Raw genomic sequence first — 19,054 nt, forward strand, 5'->3', positions numbered from 1 at the left:
TGGCAGACTGGAAACAGCGAGCGCAGACAGCGCCACAGCGGGCGCTCGGGAATTGCTGGGAGGCACATGGGCCAGGTCGCGCTCGCGGTCGAGAGCTATGGCGTCAGCCATAGAGGTTGCGTGCGCCAGATAAACGAGGACCGTTTTCTGATCGATGCCGACAGTGGGATCTGGCTGGTGGCCGACGGCATGGGAGGACATGACTCCGGTGAGGTCGCGTCCGCGAGCATCGTCGAGCATCTCGCGACGGTGGGGACGGCCAATTCGCCCAGGGACCTTCGCGCACGTTTCGAGGATCGGCTGAGCCGGGCTCATGAGGACATCCGGAAGCTCTCGGAAGCGCGCGGCGAGACCGTCGGCTCGACCATCGCGGCACTGCTCGCGATCGACGGCAGCTTCGCCTGCCTCTGGGTGGGCGACAGCAGGATCTATCTCGTCCGCGACGGTGTGATCGTCCAGATCTCGCACGATCACACCGAAGTCCAGGAACTTCTCGATCGCGGCGTCATCACTTCGGAGGAGGCGCGATACTGGCCGCGCCGCAACGTCATTACTCGTGCCGTCGGCGTCAGTGAGGATGTCCTCATCGATTACGAGCAAGGGAAGACCCTGCCTGGCGATATCTTCGTCCTGGCCAGCGATGGCCTGACGGCGCATGTCAGCGACTCCGAGATCAGGGCGGCCGTCCTTTCGGCGGCTCCACAGGATGCCTGCAATGCGCTGCTCGAAACGGTGCTGTCGCGAGGCGGAACCGACAATGTAACGATCGTCATCGTCAATATCGGTGCGGCGCGGGCGGGTAAAACCGCCGCCCGGCAGGGACACAAAGCGCCATGAGTTCCGACGAGAAGACGCGAATTCAACCCGAAACGACCCGTGCCGCGGCGGGAACACAGCTCAGCGGCATCTACGAGCTCGACGAGCGCCTCGCCTCGGGCGGCATGGGAGAAGTCTATCGCGGCCACAATATCCAGACCGGCGACCTCGTGGCGATCAAGATCGTGCTTCCCGAATTCGCCCGCGACCAGACGATCCTTTCGCTGTTCCGCAAGGAGGCGTCGATACTCAACCGTCTGTCGCACGATGCGATCGTCCGCTATCACGTCTTCACGATCGATCCGGCTATAGGCCGTCCCTATCTGGCGATGGAATTTGTGGACGGCGAGTCCTTGTTCGACGTGATGCGTCGCGGTCCAATGCCAACGGACGATGTGCGCAGGCTCTGTATTCGCCTCGCTGCGGGGCTCGGCGCGGTCCACGAAGCGCATACGCTCCACCGCGACCTTTCGCCCGACAACATCATCCTGCCGGGAGGGCGGGTGGACCGGGCGAAGATCATCGATTTCGGCATAGCGCGATCCGCCGGCATAGGCGACGGAACGCTGATCGGCGGCAGGTTCGCCGGCAAATACAACTACGTGTCGCCCGAGCAGCTCGGCCTTTTCGGAGGCGAGGTCAGCGAGAAATCCGACATCTACAGTCTGGGGCTGGTGCTCGCGGCGGCACTGCGTGGAAAGCCCATCGAGATGAGCGGGTCCCAGGTCGAAATCGTCGAGAAACGTCGCACGGTTCCGGACCTGACCAGCATAGATGACGATTTCCGGCCAGTGATCGAAGCCATGCTGCAGCCGGACCCGGCGGATCGACCGTCCAGCATGTACGAGATCGTCGAAATGGCGCGGGCGGATCTCCCGGCGGGCGGCGACCACACCGAACGATCCAGAGCGGCAGGCGTGGCGCAATCCTCGCCTTATCGTGACGCTTCGCTTCACCCATGGCTGGAGGAGCCCTCGTCGGCCGCCACGCCAACTTCGCCCGTTGCAGGCAAGGCGAGCACTCCGCCGACCGATCAATCATGGGCGCCTGGCAGCGCCCAGCCCGGCTTCGTGTCGCACAGGCGTCCCGTGCTCCTGGACCAGGCCCGCCCGGCTCCGGCACGTGCCGGGCAGGCAACTCGCGGACGATGGTGGAAGAACAGGACCACGATCGTCGCCATATCGGTTATCGTCGTGGCGCTGGGCATGGGTGCCGGTGCCTATTTCGGAGGCGTCTTCGGTCCCGTTCCTCAGCCCCGGGAGCCAGCTCGCGTTCCCGTGCCCCTCTCCGAACCGGAAGTGACCAAGCCACCGGCGGGCGCCGGGGGCGGTACTGACGGCGGGACAAGCGAACGGCAAAGTGCCCCCGGGAGCATGGCGCGCGAGCCGTCGGCGCCTGGTTCTGCTTCGCCGTCTGTGGAGCCGCCTGCGGCGAAGGACCCGGACGACCTGCAATCCGACGAGGGGGCGGGCCGGCTCGCCGATCCGCGCCAGCCGCCCGGCCCAGCGACCGTTGCATTGGACGGCGTGGCGGATCGTATCTCATGGTTGCGCGAATATGCCGGCGGCGACTGCTTCTTCGCGACGACGACATCGGCCACCGATACGGCGATCGAAATCGAAGGCTTCGGAACGGACGTCCAACCGTTTCAAGAGATGATGAAGGCCTTCCAATCCAGGTTCGATATCGAGCCGGAAGTGGGCGTCCGGCTCATAGAGCCCGCGCAATGCGCCGTAACGGACTTCCTGCGCGGGCTCGGCGCGGGTGAAGTCCCGCAGCTGACGCTCTATCGTACATCGGTCGAAAGTAATTCGCCGGTGAGCGGCGCGCTCAAACTGGCTCCCGGGCGCAAGTCCAGCCTTCTGCTGATCGACCACAAAGGCATGGCTTTCAATCTCGACGACCGGGTTGCCATCGAAGCGGACACCGCCTCGTTCAGCATCCCGATCGGGCTGAGTGCCGCCGACCGAGCGGGAGGAAAGGCTGTTCCACAGATCATCATGGCGATCAGTGCCTCCGGCGACATCGAGGCCGCGTCGTTTCAAAAGCCGACGCCGGCGTCGGAGGTGCTGCCCAAGATTCTGGCCGAGATTCAGGCGAAGGGAATTGGCGGCGCAGCCACGGCCAAATACTTCCGGCTTGGCGGATAGGCCGGAGGCCTCACCTGACGATGACAGACGCCATGCCGAAATCGACTGTGCTGCCCCTGCGCCTGATCTCGGCGCGGAGCTCGTCGAAAAAAGCGGCCGCCTGTTCTCCCTCCTGCAACGAGAACGTCTCGAGCGCTTCGTCGCTGGCGATTGCCACGAGAAGCTGCTCCGTACCGACAGGGCCGTCGGTGAGAGTGAGGGGTGCCCGAAAGCCGACCGTTCCATCGCTTTCCAGGAACAACTGCTCTACTTCCTGCACTTTGCCCTCGTCGTCCACCACGACGAGATAGAGGCGGTTGCGGCTCAGGTTGCTGATGCGCCCGGAAAGCTCGTCCCCGCTTGCGATTTCGCTGACGGCAAGCTCTACCAGCAGGCGCGGCTCCGGATAGCCTTCGAGACCGCCGGCGAAGGCAAGAGCGGCACATTGCGCGTCCGTCACGACATGTCCGCGAACGTCGATCGGAACCTCGATCAATCGCCGAATGCGCCGCTGGAGCTCACTCACAGGGCTGGCCGCGGTGGCGAAGCCGTTCACGCTTATGGCTTCACCCCTGGCGGACGCGAGTGCCAGGAAGCACTGGCTGTTCATTTGCCCGGAGATGAGGTCGAGGATCTTTGCGAGTGCTTCGGCGGCGCTTTCCCGGGGCCGGATCAGGCGCTGCTGCTCCTGTGGTATCATCGCAATCCTGGGCTCCGGCGCTTCATCAACCGCAGTGACGACCTGCCCGGCACCGGAGGGCGAAAGTGCGGGCGGACCCGCGCGCTTCGGCGGCGCTTCAAGCGCCGGCCGGGCAGGCGGCAGGGCCGTCGCTGGGAGCGTACTGGGCTCCACCGGGCGTGGCGGCGCCGTCGATGGCGACGGCGACCCGCGCTGCTGAAGCGGCGCAAGAGATAGCGACGGACGGGTTGGAGCCGCCGTCGCGGCCGGCGATCCGACAGCGCTCGCGACCGATGGGTCCGAGCGTGGCCGCTGCGAGATCATCGGCTCGACGATGGGTGCGGTTGCCGCCGGCGCCACGGAACCGGCCGTCGACCGACGCAAACTGGTTGCCTCCACTGCGGACAGATGACGCTGTAGGGGCGTCGCTTCGACCGCCGGATCAGCGAGGGAAGGCGACGGCGCCTTTGCTGAATCCGTGCTCGGTGCGACCAGGGGGAACCGTGCGGTCGATTGCGCCGATGGCCCGCTCTGCTGGCGAGGTGCAACCGACCCCGGACGAGGAACCGGGGCGGCCGTCGGGGCCTTCGGCTGCGATGCGATCGTATTTTCGATCGATCGATCCGCGGACGCATCGGTCAGGACCGTCGGCGCGACGATGCGCGCGACCGACCCCGGCGTCACGAGGCCCGGCAAGGGAAGGTGCAGGTTCCCCGCTTCCGATTCGGATGCGGTGGGCACCGCCACAACGGGGGTCGCCGCACGCGGCAGAACCGGCGTGGCCGCTGTCAGGTCTCCGCGGTTCGGCACGAGACGAAGTGCCGTCGGCGGCTGGCTGGCGATCTCCTTTTGCCCGACTGCAGTCGCCGTTCCTGCCGAGGGAGCCACCGGAGCCAATGCCAAGGGAGGACTTGCCTCGCCGACGTGGGCGCGACGGATGGAATAGAGGGCGATGCTCGTACTCGGCGGTTCCCTCGGCCGGCTCGCCGGCACGAGGATCAGGCCCGTTGTGATCGCTGCGTGCAATGCCAGCGAAGCGCAGAAGGCGCCAAGCCAAAGCGCCGGCTCCGATTGTCGCTTCATGGACCGGCTCCGGCAATCGTCTCCCGCATCGTTACGATCCGGACCGGGACACCAGCCGCGTCGACACGCGCCAGGACCTCGAGAAAGTCGCGGCCGGCCATCGAGCGGTCTGCAAGGACATTCAGGAAGCCACCTGCGGATGCCGCCTCGCGGACCATCGTCGGGAACTCGTCCATGGTCAGCGGCGCGCCATCGAGGGAGAGCGAACGGTCCGCCGCAATCAGCAGAAGCGGCCGCGGGAGCCGCTCCAACGGCAGGTCCAGCGTGACCGGGACATCCGTCTCCAGTTCGTTGCGTTTGATCAGGCTGCCGGTTGCCAGGTAGAAAAGCAGCAGCAGGAAAACGATGTTGATGACGGTCAGCGAGAAGTCGTGCCGCGGCCGTCTGGGGCGAGACGGGAGGTAGCTCATGGCGTGCTCCCGGTCGCATCGACCAGCGTCACCCTCCCGGCGGAGACCGCTTGAAGGGCCTCGAGGGTGGTGACGATGTCCTGGACGCTCGCCGACCTCGTGGCAATCAGCAGGAAGCCGGTGGAGCCACGCGAAATCAGGTGGCTGAGCGCCGGCTGGAGTTCTTCAAAGGGGATGGCCTCGCCACCGACGCTGACGAAACCGTGTGAGACCCGGATGGCGAGGTCGCGTGTCCGCGCGGCATCGCCCGTCTGGTTTCCGTCCTCGATTCCGGTCGCGACGTTCCCGATCGGCATGAGGGAATAAGGTGCGATCTGGGACGACAACATGAAGAAGATGAGCAGCAGGAACATGATGTCGATCAGCGGCGTCAGTGCGAACAAGGCACGTCGGCGTGCGGGCTGCCAGCGTATCCTGTGCCGGCCCACGGTGATCTCCCGTTTCAAGCCGTTGCCGGGCGGGTCGCGGTGCCGGGCTCCTCTCGCTCCCGCGCCGCGCCACGCTGGCCGGAATCTGCCCCCGCCTCGACGCTGAGCACGGCACCGATCGCCGCGTCCATGGTCGCTCGTTCGTCCTCCACCCGCGAGTCGAGCCATACCCAGACGAAGTAGAAAGGAATGGCTATGGCGAGCCCCGCGGCCGTCGTCAGAAGCGCAGCCCAGATGCCGGTCGCCAACGCGGATGGATCAATGGCGCCGCTGCGCTGGGACAACTCGCCGAAGGCGGAAATCATGCCGATAACCGTGCCGAGCAGCCCCATCATAGGCGCGGCCTGCACCACCGATTCCAGGATTCGCAGATAGCGCGACAGCTCGGTCAGTTGGTCGAGCGCCGTCTGCCCGGCAATTTCCTGGGCCCGTTGCCGATCTCCCGGGTGCCGCATGAGGGATTTCATCGCGCTGACCACCGTGGCCGAAGCCGGCGAGGTCTCCCTGGCCGCCTCGTCGAGTGCCCTCGCCCGGTCACCCGTGGCCCAGATGGCAACGGCATTTCGAGCCGCCCGCGACCGCCCGGCGCCCATGCGGGCGAGTTGGACGACCTTGAAGATGGCCACCGTGGTCGCGACGATGGAGACGGCAACCAAGGCTATCAGCACCGGGCCGCCGGCCGAACCCAGTTGATCGATCAGGACGTCGAGCATCGGCGGTCCCCGGCTACAGCCCGAAGGATATCGACGTGCGCGCCGTCGTCTTCAGGGCATCTATGCATATCGTCGAGTTCTTCCCCTCGGCGACGCATTCGGTGATGTCGTTGATCAGCAGGCGCGAAATCGTCGCGCAGGACTGGCCGGCAAGGTCGAACTGCACGACTTTCGTCTTGCCCGCCGGAAGGCGGCCGAACTGGAAGACGAGCGACTGGCCGACCTTGCCTTGTTTGTCGAAGGTGAAGACGTCGAAGGACGTCTTGTCGAGCAGTACTCCTGTCCCGTTCATGGCGACATAGGCAAGCCGACAGCCGCCGTCGACGTCCACGGCATCGTTCAGCTCGATCGAAAGGGCCTTTTCCTCCGCCGCGGCAGGCGTCGCGCTGACCCCGACCGAAGCAATGATGCGATAGAGCAACTTCCGACAGGCCATCAACGCATCTCCCAGGCTGCAATGCGTCAAGCTTATCCGCCAACTCAATCTAGGCGCTTCCTCGCGGCCAGGGAATAGCGAATGGACCGTGAAGCCAGAGTGAAAGCCTGTTGCCCAAAGCAGGTTTCCTCCGACAAGAACCTGCGACAAGAGAAGAGACCGGCAGGTGAAGCGCGGGCGAAGCCACGCAAGCCTGCTTAGGGTCGGCCGTTCGCGATCATCAAGTCTTTGCCATTTCGGAAATGGTCGTCGATAATGGCGCCGGTCTGTGGCGGGCCGGCCCATCGTCCGCGGGCAAGGCTCGGACGGCAATGGCAACGTCGCGACGGTTACCGGAAACCGGCCAGATGGCAAAGGCTCGAGCGGCGCTTCTGGCGCTCATCATCGCGCTGCTCCTTTCGACGGCGGCTCGGGCCGAGTTCACCGTGTGCAACCAGACGCTCGACGTGGTCAATCTGGCCGTCGGCCAGGAGATCGACAGCGCGTTCCAGACGGACGGCTGGTGGACGGTCGGCGCAAATCAGTGCGTCAATGTCATCCGCGAAGAGCTGAGCAACCGCTATATCTATGTCTACGCAACCGACGTTTTCGGTCATCCGATACTCAGCGGCGCGACCGACATGTGCATCGAGAAGCGGCGCTTCACCATTCGCGGAATAGAGGAGTGCTGGCAACGCGGCCACATCGCCGCTGCCTTTTACGAGGTCGACACGCTCGCTCAGGTCCGTTGGACCCTGTTCCTCACGGGGCAAGGCCCATGACGCACGGCATAGACGCCAGCTTCCGCCTTAAGAAGCAGGCGCTGGCGGCGTACCGTCGGCGTGCCCGGCGGAGGAAAGTCCTTGCAGCGTGTGGTGCCCTCCTCGTCCTCGCCCTCGTGGCCGGTCTCTATGTCACGGCGAGCCATTGGCTGGTCCGCGACGACGACGATCAATTGGAGATGGCCGAAAGTTCCGCGCTGATACCGGCGGACGCCCCGGTCTATGTTCCTGCGATCGTCGATCTTCCCGGAGACCCGATGTGGATCAGCCTCACTCGCGACAGCGCCAGCGCGACGCAGGTCCGCTCGGTCGAGCGGCCCGCCGCGCTCGCCGGGGCCGGGATTTCGCCGCAGATCGAAATCCTGTCGGACGTGATGCTGAGTTCCAGCGAACGCTTCATGACGACCATCCCCTCCACGCAGGAAGACTTCGCCTTCTTCCAGGCCCAGCGGACAGCGACGACAATGCCTGCGGCAGGTGCGCCGGCCGACCTCGAGGCCATTCCTGCCACGGACGAGCAGCCGCGGCGGGATCAAGCCGGTACTGAAGCTCTGTCGACCGGGGATTCGGCTGCCGGCTGGGGACAGACCATCAGTTCGGGCGTGGCCGATCTGCCCGATTTCGACAGGACCGAGATCGAGAACAATACCGCCGCGGCGACGGTGACCCCTGAGCAGGAGAGATTCGAAACCACCGAGGATTCGTTCGTGAAGGTGCTGGTCAACCGAAGTCTCGACAGCGTCGTCCTGGAGGGACGCTTTTCCTCTGAAGACGCCGAGCTTGCCGGAGAGGCCATGAAAGCGTTCTTCCACCGGGACACACTCGAGCCCGGCTTCGTCGTGGCCTTGCGTGGATTTCGGACCGGCCGCCGCGCCTCGATGCTGTCGCTGAAGCAGGTTTCGATCTACGGGAACGACAAGTTCGTCGGTACACTAGCGCGCGACGCATCTGGACGCTTCGGCCCAGCCGCCGATCCATGGGTGCGCGACAATCTGTTCAACTATTCGGGCGAGCCGAAGGACAGCGGCCCCAAGCGCCAGTACCGGCTGCTCGACGCGATCTATTCGACCGCTGCCCGAAACAGCATTCCCACCGCAGTGATCGGCGAGGCCATCATGCATCTGTCACGCGGGCAGGACCTGAACGCATTCGCTGCCCACGACGACCGCCTGGTCCTGATCTATTCGAACTCGGCGCGCAGCAAGGACGGCGTCGGCGGACGGGTGCTCTATGTTGCCGTACAGGGCGCCGAGAAGATGCTGGAATGCTTCGTCTTCCGGCAAGGCGACGGCGAATTCGCCTGCGTGTCGAGAGACGACCAGGTCCGCTCGCTTACTGTCACCAATGGAATGGTCACGCCGGTCAACGGCGTACTGACCTCCACCTTCGGACCGCGCATGCATCCGATCCTGAAAACCGTGCGCATCCACAAGGGCGTCGACTGGATGGCGCCGGTCGGCACGCCTGTCTTTGCAGCCTTCGACGGCGAGATCGCCTTCCAGGGCAGCGGCGGAGACTACGGCAATCTCGTGCGCATCTCGCATGCCGACGGCCGCGAAACGCGCTACGCCCACCTGCAGCGTTTCGCCATGAACGATGGCGTCGGCACCTCCGTCAAGGCAGGCGACGTCATCGGCTATGTCGGCACGACAGGGCTGTCGACCGGTCCGCATCTTCATTTCGAACTGCATCGGGGTATCGAAGCCATCGATCCGTTGGGTACGACGACCGTCGTGGCCTCCGACAACTCGGCTGTCGAAGCACTGACGGATCGCATCATCCGGGTTGAGAGCGCCAATGACCCCCGCGCCAAGAACCCCTTGTCGACGGCGACCGGCCTCGGCCAGTTCATCGAATCCACCTGGATCAGGATGATGAACACATACCGGCCCGATCTTGCACGGACGCTATCGCGCGCCGAGCTTCTGGCGTTGCGATTTGACGCGACGCTTTCACGCGAAATGGTTCTCAACCTGGCACGCGAAGGCGAGGCCTATCTTCGGGCCCGTGGTCATCAGGTCACGGCCAGCCGGCTCTACCTTTGTCATTTCCTGGGCGCGGAGGGCGCCAACCAGATTCTGTCCAGTCCCGGCGACAAGCTGCTCGCCGGTGTGCTGAGTTCGGACGTGATCCGGGCCAACCCCTTCCTCGCAGGCAGGACCGTCAACTACCTGGTGAACTGGGCGGAAGCCAAGATGCGTGGCCGCCGCGGGATCGTCGCGACGCAGCCCGCGTCCGTCACCAGGGAGATCAAACAGACGTCGCCGGAATTCGAGCAGTACAAGGCCGCGATCTCGGGCATCCTGCCGCCCCAGACCAGCTTGTGAAACCAGCGGTCGACAAGATCGACCGTTGGAGCGATAGCCATGTGGACCCAGAGGCCCGCGCCGGCGATCGAGGTCGCGTGGATGCGTCGGTGTCCACGCCAACCGGATGCGTCAAAACCAGTGGCGCGCCAGCGAACCTCGTTCGCTCTATTGCAGATTGATGCGCATCTCGACCCGCCGATTGACCGCATCATAGGGATTGGCGACGCGCGGGTTCTCCTCGCCCTTGCCCACCGAACTGATGCGTGACGATTCGATGCCGTTCGACAGGAGGAACGTCGTCACGGAGCGCGCCCGCCGTTCGGAAAGCCCGAGATTGTAGCCGGCCGATCCGTACGCATCGGTATAGCCCTCGACGACGAAGCTGTGAGACTTCAAGCGATTGTCCTTGAGCGCCTTGGCGAACTCGTCGAGCTTCGCCCGCGCGTCGGGAGTAAGCTCGGCAGAGTCGAGATCGAAATTGACCAGCATGTCGAGCCCGGTCTTGACGGGCGCCTGCGTCTTGCTCTTGCACTCCTCTTCCGTGCCTACGCAGATGCCGCGAGCGGCACCGAGATCGACCGCGTTCGCAAAGAACTCGACGATATCTTCCGACGCTTGGACAGGCTCGGCCGATGCATTCGTGGACACTAGCGCTGCTGTTACCACTAGCGTCGAGGCAACCACACGCATGGCAGCATCTCCAGTTCAGCAAGCCGAGTTCGTACCAAACCCGGCTGCCAAAATTAAGACTCGGGCATTGCCCTGTCAACGAACGTCCTACTGCCGTCACTTGGCGCTGCCGCAGTCTCGAGCACAGCAGCCATCTTCACCGACTCGGCCATGGGCAAGACGAAAGTTCGAGTTTGTTTGGCTCAATCGACGACGACGGGGCAAGATCGTCACATGCGCCGATCGGTGACCGGTTGCCCGGAAGATCTCGCGGCGCATCGGTTGGCGCGACGCAGACACAAAGGCCCGAGCGGTCGAAATGCCAGATGGCCTGAAATGCCGGATGGCCTTGCCCGCTGAACGGGATAGCCGCATGCTGGTACTCAGCGCGGATCGGTCTGGCTTGCAGCGCCTTCCCTGGCGGTGCAAGGAGGCTTCCAATGCGAGAGAAAGTCTGAAGAGACGCCGATGACGATCACTCTGACAATCGTCAACGCGGACATGCTGCCGAAAGGTGCGCCCGCATTCTATCGTGCGACGCTGCACGGCTTTCATATCGGGCGTGACCAGCAACTTGACTGGACACTACCCGATCCGTCCCGCCGTATCTCGGGGCGACATTGCGAAATCCGCTTCGAAAACGGCGGCTACTACCTTTATGACCGGTCCACGAACGGCGTGTTCCTCAACGGATCTTCCGAAAGGATGAGAAGTCCTTTCCGGCTTTCCGACGGCGACAGGCTGGCGATCGGAAGCTACATCGTGAGGGTTGCGGTCGAAGGGGACCCGGCGGGCCACACCTTGTCGGAGTTCGCCCCATCGGCACATGGGCGGGACCCCGCTCCGGAGGATGCGGAAGGACGCGGAACCGGGAGCCCGGATCGCCCCTTGCGAAGGGAGCCGGCTTTCGTCGTCCAGACTGACCAGGCCGAAGCGCGCGATGCTGCCGCCTCCGCCGCTTGCGAAGCGCGCGACATCCGGCGGGACGAGGCAGCGCGGTACGTGACGGGAGCCGGCTCCGGTCAGCCGACTGCCGAGGCATTCGTCGATGCGTTTTGCAGAGGGGCAGGGATCGCTCCCGAGATGTTGGCGGCTCGAGATCAGAATGTGCTTGCGGAGGAAATCGGCGAATTTGTCAAGCTGACCGTCGAGCATCTCGGCGAGTTGCTCAGGGCCCGTGCGACCGCCAAGGCGATGGTAAAGAGTTCGAACCGGACCATGATCGGAAGACAGGACAACAATCCGCTCAAATTTGTTCCAAGTCCTCCGGAAGTGATCGAAGCGATGTTTGCAGGCAGGCGATCAGGCTATCTTGACGCCAGGGCCAGCCTCGAAGAGGCCTTCGGGGATCTCAAGCAACACGAAACCGCGACCTACACGGCAATGCAAAAGGCGCTGGCAAGGCTGCTCGACCCGCTGGCCCCGGAAGTCATCGAAACAAAGGCGCAGGGCTCCGCCTTCACCTCCTCGAAAGCTCGTGCCTGGGACTTGTTCGTGCAGCGTTGGGGGGAACGCAATGCTGGCGAAAACGGCATGCTCGACGCCTTCCTTGCCTATTTCTCGGAAGCCTATGACGAGGCGACGGGCAAGAAATAGTGACAACTCTCCGGGTCAGGCGGCGCGCAGAAGGGCGGTTTGGGCTCGAATATTGAAGGCACGTTTGGTTCTGGCCGTCGGAACCGTGCGCTCGGTCGGTTGCGACGTTCGCCATCGATCTGCCGCCGCCCTGACCTGCGGGAACTGATGCCGAGATCAGCGAGATGTTGGTTGAGGTTCCTGATCGTCCGAGAGACGCATGAGTGGACAGGCCGGCCGATCGGTTCAGGTTCGGCGGCCTCCAGCGCGTCGCGTGAAAAAGGTTTCACGCGACATGCTGGAAATCATTGATATGGCGCGTGTCTTTGTCCCGAAACCGGCTTTCGGGAGACACGCGCTAATCCCGCTTGGCAATCGTTGCGTAAACGATGTTTCGGTTCTCGCCGAAGAAGACGTCAGCATCCACGGAGTTTCGGTCGACGCTGCCATTGACGATTTTCCACATATCCGCTTCCGAACGCAGCAGCAGGGTCCAGTCCATGAAGGTTTCCATGTAGCCATCATCGGTCAGTTCCGGCGAAAAATTCGCAAAGAACAACACGCCGTTGGGCTTCAGCATACGCATGCATCGTCTGCTCAGCCGGATCGCGACCGCGTCGGTCAGATAGTCATAGAGACCGGCGGCATAGATGAAATCGAACCGGCCCAGCTTGTGGGCGTCGGTGAGCAGACCGCGAACGGAGCCATCGATCGCCTCGACGGCAGTGCCCGCGAAGTCGCGAGTGACAGAACCGACGCTTAGCGGATCCTGGTCGAGCGCGACCCAGCGCGTGATCCGGCCATTCCTCAGGGCGGCTGACTTCTCGGCTTCGCGCAAGTGCCCGGCCGCAATCGCCAGCACCTCTGTTCCCGGCCCTTTTGCGTCCGCGATCTCATCCACCTTCTGCGCCAGGATATCGCGCCGCTCCCTCACGGCCACGCAAGAGGGATAGTATTTGCTGAAGGCATAGAGCTCGCGACCGATCGGCGTTGCGCTGGTCGCGCTGCCCAGGATACTCTCATGCTGGTAGATGAAATCGAGGAGCTGGGCATCGCCCGAATACCCCCTGTTCTTCTCGAAAGACCAGCGCGTGAAGGGATCCTCGTGGAAGAACGCTGCAACGGGGTGGTTTTGCGCGATCGGTATCAGTTCGCGCCAGACTGCCGGATCGAGCTTGCGGCGCGTCTTGTGCAACGCCTCGACCGTCCAGCGCATCGTTTGCACCGGGTCCGTGCCACCTTCAAACCACTGCTGCGCCGTATGGAGGATCAGGCCAAGTTCCGCAGTTGCGGTAGCGAATTGATCTCGCCTGGAAGGGCCGTATCGGGATACGACGTCGGCTGCCATGGCCGTCGGAGTGATGAGACTTTCGCCGTCCAGTACTGGTCGGTTGATCATACTGACAGCCCCCGCCACCTAGAGCTGCAACCGCATGCGCCACCCTTCGCAGTTGCAACATTTGTCTCGTATTTGATTAGTATTTTTGGGAGGGTCTTTACAAAACGCTAACGCAGAGAAAACTTAGTCGCCGTTTTAACGGAAATTTCCATCCGCAGTGCCATGATCGTCTTCACGCCGGGCTTGCTCATATGCCATTGGCGTAGAGGGACAGCGGGCGCGTCATGCGACAGGCAAGCCGTTTGGCACTGGAGATCTCGCCGCACCCCGACGCAAGGCGTATGCCTCAGGCAACGGCAGGCGCTACCGACAGCGATCTGCCCGAGCGGAAGGAACGCCCGTCGCCGGGACATCTGCAGGCGCTCTATCGGAGCGACCGCGAAGAAGCGCGGCGCATGTCGGTCCGTCACGGCCTCTGGGTTGCCGTGCTTGTCTATCTCATCTTCTCGGCGACGGACATTCTGCTGATTCCAGACGTTGCGACGCTGACGATCGCAGTGCGCTTCAGCGTAGGTGTCGCAACCCTGCTCATGGTGGAATGGCAGTTCCGCAACCATTCGCCTGCGTCGCACATGGAATTCACCTGTGCCGTCGCCCTGGTCCTTGCCTATGTCGGCTGGCTGTTCTCGTCCATCACGACGCAGTACACGGAGACGATCTCCTATTACCTGGTCTTTGGCGCCATCTTCATGATGAGCGCAAATCTGTTCTTCAGCTTCCGTTTCAGCTTTTCACTGCTGGTTTCAGGACTGATGCTCGTGGCGTCGCTCTTCGTCATCCTGAGCCATTTTCCGCTTAAGAACGTGTATCACCTTTCGTTCGGCGTCTTCTACGTCTCCTGCTTCGTCTTTACCTCCTACGTGAACTGGAGGCTCAATCGAGAACGCTACAACGTATTTCTCAACGAGCTGGAAGCCAAGTTCCAGCATGCCGAGGCGACAGAACGCGGCAAGGAGTTGCTACGGCTGTCGCGCACCGATCCGCTGACCGGCCTGGAGAACCGTCGCGCAATCGACGACAGGCTGCATGACCTGTGGGATGCCTGGCAACGACAGGGCGAGACTTTCGTCGCGATGCTTATCGACGTCGATTTCTTCAAGCGGTTCAACGATTGCTACGGTCACCAGGAAGGCGACCTGTGCCTGGTACTGGTCGCCGAAGCGCTACGGAAGACGATCGGCGAGAGTGTTACGATCGGCCGATATGGCGGCGAGGAGTTCATCGTAATTGCCCCGGTGAAGAATTCCGAACAGGCAATGGATCTGGCCGAGGAATTGCGTCGGGCCGTGGAGAAACTGGCCCTCAGGCATCAGCAGCGTCGGGACGGCGTCCACATCGTGACAGTCAGCATCGGGGCGACGATCGCAAGACGGCATACAGGCAGCAAGCTCGAAAAGATCATCAACGAAGCCGATCGCGCGCTCTATCTCGCCAAGGCGAGCGGGCGCAACTGCGTCAAGCTCTTCGATCCGAACGACCCGCAAAGCAGCGACGAAAGCGAGAACATCGCCGCGCTTCTGAAGATCGCCATCGAGACAGGGCTGGTATCGCTTGTCTACCAGCCGATCAAGGATGTCGGCAAGAACCAGGTCGAGGCGCTCGAAGCACTCATGCGGCTGCGCATGCTGGACGGCACATCGGTCCCGCCCAGCCTGTTCATTCCGGTCGCCGAACGCACCGGCGCCATAATTGAATTGGGCCGCTGGGCGATACGGACCGCCTGCCGCGAGGTGATCGCCAATGACCTCGCCCGCATTGTCACCATCAACGTCTCTCCCGTGCAACTGAAGATGCCGGGCTTCGCGGCATCGGTTGCCCAGCTACTCTGCGAAGCCGGCGTCTCCGGCAACCGCCTGGCCTTCGAGATCACCGAAGGTCTGGAGATGGAGATGCATTCGGATGTGCTGCGCTGCATCGAAGACCTCAAGACGCTCGGCATCGAGATTTGGCTTGACGATTTCGGAACCGGCTTTGCGGGCCTGTCCTGGCTGCGTCTGATCGAGTTCGACACGGTCAAGGTAGATCGCTCGTTTCTGCACGATTGCGTTTCGGTCCGCGGAAACGATATGTTCCAGGATATCGTTCGACTGGTCCGCAATCGTGGCCCCAAGATACTGGTCGAAGGCGTCGAGAGCGCCGAACAGCTCGACCTCTTGCATCGATTGAGGATCGACATGGCCCAAGGCTTCTACCTGGGGCGCCCGACGCGCGGCGATCACATCCATAACGAGGTGCCTCCGCAGGGCCGCTCGCCGGCGAGGTGTCTGCCGGCCCGCACGGCATAGATGTCGGCCACAATGCCCTGCAACGCGTTGCGTGAAAAAGGATCACACAACACGCTGTGGGTCTTTGATTTGACGCGTGTCTTTGTCCCGAAACCGGTACCTACTTTCGGGAGACATGCTTTAGCCTGAAGTTTGGGGCCCAGAGACAAGCAATTGCTTCATTTGACTCGCATATCTGAAAAAGGGGCCTTTCCGTTACTGGACACACGCCCCACTTGCATCAACGAGCGTTTTCAGGCGAATCGAATCATAAAATGGCTGAAGAGTGAAGGTCGAATCGCGCTACGACATTGACACTTCTCGAAACCGATTTTCAGCTCAACCGACTCAATAGACTCAGCTTTCGGCGGTTTGGGGCCGCAACCTTCGGTTTAGCCGGGTTTTGTTCAGCGAGAACCGTGATCTGTTGTCTGCCGAGCGCTTTGTCCGCAAGAGGCGAGTTCATCGGCGGCCGGAGAGGAGGCCCCTGCCGACGACATGCGCCTGGATCTCGGCCGCGCCCTCGAAGATGCTGAGGATACGCGCATCGCAGAGCACCCGGCTGATCTCGAACTCCATCGAATAGCCGTTGCCTCCATGGATCTGGAGCGCGGCGTCGGCGCTCGTCCAGGCGACGCGGGCAGCGAGCAGCTTTGCCATGCCCGCCTCGATGTCGCAGCGACGGCCCTTGTCCTTCTCGCGCGCCGCGAAATAGGTGAGCTCGCGCGCCAGCACGGTCTCGACGACCATCAGCGCGAGCTTGTCCGAAATCCGAGGGAAATCGATGATGGACCGACCGAACTGCCGGCGCTCCATCGCATAACGCAGGCCAAGTTCGTAGGCGTTGCGCGCCACGCCCACGGCGCGCGCGGCTGTCTGGATGCGCGCGCCTTCGAATGTTCGCATCAACTGCTTAAAGCCCTGCCCTTCCTGTCCACCCAGCAGACCGTCGGCGGGGACGTGGAAGCCGTCGAAGGAGAGTTCGTACTCCTTCATCCCGCGATAGCCGAGCACCTTGATCTCGCCCCCGCTCATTCCTTTTGCCGGAAAAGGATCGCCCGACAAGCCGCGCGGTTTCGGGGCAAGCAGCATGCTCAACCCCTCATGGCTTTTCGTGTCCGGATCGGTCCGGACCAGCATCGTCATCAGATCGCTGCGCGAGGCATGGGTGATCCAGGTCTTGTTGCCGTGGATGCTCCACCCTTCCGTCGACCGGATCGCGCGCGTGCGCAGGCTGCCGAGGTCGGAGCCCGTGTCCGGTTCGGTGAACACCGCCGTCGGCAGGACCTCGCCAGAGGCGATCTTCGGCAGCCATGTCGCCTTCTGCTCCGGCGTGCCGCCGGTGAGGATGATTTCGCCGGCGATTTCCGAGCGCGTGCCGAGCGACCCGGCGGCGATCCAGCCCCGTGACAATTCCTCCGTCACCACGCACATGGCGAGCTTGCCGAGGCCGAGGCCGCCGAATTCGGTATCGATGCACACGCCGAAGGTGCCGAGTTGGGCCATCTCGGCGACGATCATGTCGGGGATCAATTCGTCGGCGAGATGCCATTTGTGGGCATCGGGTGCGACCCGCTCATCGGCGAAGCGCCGATAGGTGCCGCGGATCATGTCGAGACCGTCGTCGCCAAGGGCATCGGAGATAGGCGCGCCACCTTCGATGAGTTCCATCAGCCGCAAGCGATTGGCCGCTGAATTGCCGCCGGCGGCAAGCGCGGCCACCTCGGGCGTGCCGCCGAGCATCCGCACCGCTTCGCCGAGGCCGAGATCGATCGGTCGCAGGATCTCGTTCGGCCCGATCGGGATGCCGCCGACAAGCTGGTTCAGATACTCCCCGAAGGCGATCTCCAGCACCAGCCGCTCGGCTTCGCCGAGAGCGCCGGACTGTCCCAGGTTCCGTCCCCAGCGTTCGGTCTGCGCCAGCGCTTCCACCACGGTGGCGATCCAGGCAAGGCCGTGCACGGCGCGCTGCTCCCTGTCCAGGGCCGATGCGTCGGGACAGCCGTCTTTCGCGACACGCTGCGCAACATGATGCTTCGCCGTCGCCGCATATGCGCGGGCCGCCGCGAGGGCCGCGTGGGCACGCGCGAGCACGGCGTCGGATATGCCTGTCGTCCGGTCCATTGCTGATCCGTCCTGCATCTACGAGTGCGGCCCTGCGACGATGCCGTCATCGTGAAGGCGCGCTATTTCGGCGGTCGAGAGCCCCAGCACCTCGGCGAGCACTTCGTCGGTATGCTCGCCCAGACGCGGCGCGCGCGGCGCCGGCGCACGACCGAGACCGGCGAAGGTAGCAGCCGCGCCTGGAGTCGGATAGGCGAAGCCCGCCGGGTGCCTCTGCTCGGCAAAAACAGGATTGTCGCGGATGAAACCCCGCTCTTCGGAGATGGTCTCGGAAAGCTTGCGATAGACGCTCCAGCAAACGCCCGCCTTCTCCAGGACGCCGGCCGCATCGGCCAGGGAAAGCCGCGCGATGGCCGCCTGCATCAACTCGAAAAGCCGGGCGCGATGGTGGTAACGCTGACCCTCATGGGCGAAGGCGACGCCGAGTTCGGCTTCGATCGCCGAAACCTGCGCGCCGATCTCCAGTGCCTCGACCACGGACGACCATTGCTTGCCGGTGATGGCCACGATCATCACGCGCCTGCCGTCCGCCGTGACGAAGTCGCGCCCGAGCGCGCCGAACAGATCGTTGCCAAGGCGCGGCCTGTCGGCGCCCACGACCACCTCCGCGATCTGGCCGGTATGTCCGAGGGAGGTCGCGGCGACATCGCTCAGCGGCACCCGCACCTCCGCCCCCTGCCCCGTCAGGCGGCGCTGCCGCTCGGCGGCCATGAGCGAGAAGGCCGCATAGGAGCCGGTGATCAGATCCCAGGCCGGCAGGACGTGGTTGACCGGCTGGTCCTGCGGCAGTCCCGTCGGGCCAGTCATGGCCGGCAAACCTGTCACCGCATTGACCGTATAATCGACGCCGTTGCGGCCGTCGGCCCAGCCCATCACCCGCACCGTGATCATGTCGGAGCGCCGCGCCGCGAGCCGCTCATGAGAAAGAAATCCTTCGACCGGATAGTTGGTGACGAACAGGCCCGCATCGTCGCCTGGCGCGGTCGCGATACGAACGGCGAGATCGCGTCCCCGCTCGCTCGAAAGATCGATCGCTATCGACTTCTTGCCCTTGTTCAGCCCTTCCCAGTAAAGGCTGGCGCCCGTCGCGGTGACGGGCCAGCGACTGTAGTCCGGCCCACCGCCGATCATGTCGAAGCGGATGACGTCGGCCCCCAGTTGGAGAAGATGCTGGCAGCATATCGGACCGGCGATGAAGGACGCGCCCTCCACGACGCGCATGCCTTTCAGGACGTCATACATCGGTGCACTCTGTCTCC

The 19,054-nt window shown here is 63.5% G+C and carries 15 protein-coding genes; 6 read left to right on the forward strand and 9 right to left on the reverse strand.

What is annotated here, in order from left to right; genetic code table 11:
- The first annotated feature begins 66 nt into the window (after positions 1 to 66).
- Together JN302_RS25910 and JN302_RS25915 are read left to right on the forward strand one after the other, a co-directional pair.
- On the forward strand, positions 67 to 837 hold the full coding sequence (locus JN302_RS25910) for a PP2C family protein-serine/threonine phosphatase (RefSeq protein WP_202306871.1): 771 nt from the start codon (positions 67 to 69) through the stop codon (positions 835 to 837).
- Positions 834 to 2,966, forward strand: a complete 2,133-nt coding sequence (locus JN302_RS25915; protein ID WP_202329634.1) for a serine/threonine-protein kinase — start codon at positions 834 to 836, stop codon at positions 2,964 to 2,966. Before JN302_RS25910 ends, JN302_RS25915 begins: the two co-directional genes overlap by 4 nt.
- A 10-nt stretch (positions 2,967 to 2,976) precedes the next feature.
- Here the strand turns inward: JN302_RS25915 and JN302_RS25920 are convergent, their stop codons facing one another.
- The 5 genes from JN302_RS25920 to JN302_RS25940 form a co-directional block, all read right to left on the reverse strand.
- A complete protein-coding gene (locus JN302_RS25920; protein ID WP_202329635.1) occupies positions 2,977 to 3,645 on the reverse strand; it encodes a hypothetical protein in 669 nt (222 codons plus the stop codon).
- A gap of 1,058 nt (positions 3,646 to 4,703) precedes the next feature.
- A complete protein-coding gene (locus JN302_RS25925; RefSeq protein WP_202329636.1) occupies positions 4,704 to 5,117 on the reverse strand; it encodes an ExbD/TolR family protein in 414 nt (137 codons plus the stop codon).
- Positions 5,114 to 5,545, reverse strand: a complete 432-nt coding sequence (locus JN302_RS25930) for an ExbD/TolR family protein (RefSeq protein WP_202329637.1) — start codon at positions 5,543 to 5,545, stop codon at positions 5,114 to 5,116. The genes JN302_RS25925 and JN302_RS25930 overlap by 4 nt, the downstream gene beginning before the upstream one ends.
- Before the next feature lie 14 nt (positions 5,546 to 5,559).
- Positions 5,560 to 6,258, reverse strand: a complete 699-nt coding sequence (locus JN302_RS25935; protein WP_202329638.1) for a MotA/TolQ/ExbB proton channel family protein — start codon at positions 6,256 to 6,258, stop codon at positions 5,560 to 5,562.
- A 13-nt stretch (positions 6,259 to 6,271) separates the two neighbouring features.
- Positions 6,272 to 6,694, reverse strand: a complete 423-nt coding sequence (locus JN302_RS25940) for a hypothetical protein (protein WP_202306878.1) — start codon at positions 6,692 to 6,694, stop codon at positions 6,272 to 6,274.
- 347 nt (positions 6,695 to 7,041) lie between these two features.
- On the opposite strand from JN302_RS25940, the gene JN302_RS25945 reads away from it, so the two are divergent.
- Together JN302_RS25945 and JN302_RS25950 are read left to right on the forward strand one after the other, a co-directional pair.
- Positions 7,042 to 7,455, forward strand: a complete 414-nt coding sequence (locus JN302_RS25945) for a DUF1036 domain-containing protein (RefSeq protein WP_244742130.1) — start codon at positions 7,042 to 7,044, stop codon at positions 7,453 to 7,455.
- Positions 7,452 to 9,782 (forward strand): peptidoglycan DD-metalloendopeptidase family protein, encoded by a 2,331-nt coding sequence (locus JN302_RS25950; protein WP_202329639.1) that lies wholly within the window; start codon positions 7,452 to 7,454, stop codon positions 9,780 to 9,782. The genes JN302_RS25945 and JN302_RS25950 overlap by 4 nt, the downstream gene beginning before the upstream one ends.
- Before the next feature lie 147 nt (positions 9,783 to 9,929).
- Here the strand turns inward: JN302_RS25950 and JN302_RS25955 are convergent, their stop codons facing one another.
- Complete coding sequence (locus JN302_RS25955; protein ID WP_202306881.1) at positions 9,930 to 10,454, reverse strand: OmpA family protein; 525 nt, start codon at positions 10,452 to 10,454, stop codon at positions 9,930 to 9,932.
- Positions 10,455 to 10,901: 447 nt separating this feature from the next.
- Here JN302_RS25955 and tagH point away from each other — a divergent pair, with 447 nt between their 5' ends.
- A complete protein-coding gene (tagH, locus tag JN302_RS25960; RefSeq protein WP_202329640.1) occupies positions 10,902 to 12,029 on the forward strand; it encodes a type VI secretion system-associated FHA domain protein TagH in 1,128 nt (375 codons plus the stop codon).
- Positions 12,030 to 12,366: 337 nt separating this feature from the next.
- On the opposite strand, the gene JN302_RS25965 is transcribed toward tagH, so the two are convergent.
- Positions 12,367 to 13,407: a class I SAM-dependent methyltransferase gene (locus JN302_RS25965; RefSeq protein WP_202329641.1), complete on the reverse strand. Its 1,041-nt coding sequence runs from the start codon at positions 13,405 to 13,407 to the stop codon at positions 12,367 to 12,369.
- 281 nt (positions 13,408 to 13,688) lie between these two features.
- Between JN302_RS25965 and JN302_RS25970 the strand changes: the two genes are divergently transcribed.
- Positions 13,689 to 15,692, forward strand: coding sequence for a GGDEF and EAL domain-containing protein (locus JN302_RS25970; RefSeq protein ID WP_202329642.1), 2,004 nt, complete (start codon positions 13,689 to 13,691; stop codon positions 15,690 to 15,692).
- Between the two features lie 441 nt (positions 15,693 to 16,133).
- Here JN302_RS25970 and JN302_RS25975 read toward each other — a convergent pair whose 3' ends face one another.
- Together JN302_RS25975 and JN302_RS25980 are read right to left on the reverse strand one after the other, a co-directional pair.
- Positions 16,134 to 17,795, reverse strand: coding sequence for an acyl-CoA dehydrogenase family protein (locus JN302_RS25975; protein WP_202329643.1), 1,662 nt, complete (start codon positions 17,793 to 17,795; stop codon positions 16,134 to 16,136).
- Positions 17,796 to 17,813: 18 nt separating this feature from the next.
- Positions 17,814 to 19,037: a CoA transferase gene (locus JN302_RS25980; protein ID WP_202329644.1), complete on the reverse strand. Its 1,224-nt coding sequence runs from the start codon at positions 19,035 to 19,037 to the stop codon at positions 17,814 to 17,816.
- Positions 19,038 to 19,054 lie beyond the last annotated feature (17 nt).

The organism is Mesorhizobium sp. L-8-3, from assembly GCF_016756615.1.
Classification (GTDB): Bacteria; Pseudomonadota; Alphaproteobacteria; order Rhizobiales; family Rhizobiaceae.

What these genes read in the sequence shown, in the direction of transcription:
- JN302_RS25910 (WP_202306871.1), top strand. Translation starts at nt 67, where the DNA reads ATGGGCCAGGTCGCGCTCGCGGTCGAGAGCTATGGCGTCAGCCATAGA.
- JN302_RS25915 (WP_202329634.1), top strand. Translation starts at nt 834, where the DNA reads ATGAGTTCCGACGAGAAGACGCGAATTCAACCCGAAACGACCCGTGCC.
- JN302_RS25920 (WP_202329635.1), bottom strand. Translation starts at nt 3,645, where the DNA reads ATGATACCACAGGAGCAGCAGCGCCTGATCCGGCCCCGGGAAAGCGCC.
- JN302_RS25925 (WP_202329636.1), bottom strand. Translation starts at nt 5,117, where the DNA reads ATGAGCTACCTCCCGTCTCGCCCCAGACGGCCGCGGCACGACTTCTCG.
- JN302_RS25935 (WP_202329638.1), bottom strand. Translation starts at nt 6,258, where the DNA reads ATGCTCGACGTCCTGATCGATCAACTGGGTTCGGCCGGCGGCCCGGTG.
- JN302_RS25940 (WP_202306878.1), bottom strand. Translation starts at nt 6,694, where the DNA reads ATGGCCTGTCGGAAGTTGCTCTATCGCATCATTGCTTCGGTCGGGGTC.
- JN302_RS25945 (WP_244742130.1), top strand. Translation starts at nt 7,042, where the DNA reads ATGGCAAAGGCTCGAGCGGCGCTTCTGGCGCTCATCATCGCGCTGCTC.
- JN302_RS25950 (WP_202329639.1), top strand. Translation starts at nt 7,452, where the DNA reads ATGACGCACGGCATAGACGCCAGCTTCCGCCTTAAGAAGCAGGCGCTG.
- JN302_RS25955 (WP_202306881.1), bottom strand. Translation starts at nt 10,454, where the DNA reads ATGCGTGTGGTTGCCTCGACGCTAGTGGTAACAGCAGCGCTAGTGTCC.
- tagH (WP_202329640.1), top strand. Translation starts at nt 10,902, where the DNA reads ATGACGATCACTCTGACAATCGTCAACGCGGACATGCTGCCGAAAGGT.
- JN302_RS25965 (WP_202329641.1), bottom strand. Translation starts at nt 13,407, where the DNA reads ATGATCAACCGACCAGTACTGGACGGCGAAAGTCTCATCACTCCGACG.
- JN302_RS25970 (WP_202329642.1), top strand. Translation starts at nt 13,689, where the DNA reads ATGCCTCAGGCAACGGCAGGCGCTACCGACAGCGATCTGCCCGAGCGG.
- JN302_RS25975 (WP_202329643.1), bottom strand. Translation starts at nt 17,795, where the DNA reads ATGGACCGGACGACAGGCATATCCGACGCCGTGCTCGCGCGTGCCCAC.
- JN302_RS25980 (WP_202329644.1), bottom strand. Translation starts at nt 19,037, where the DNA reads ATGTATGACGTCCTGAAAGGCATGCGCGTCGTGGAGGGCGCGTCCTTC.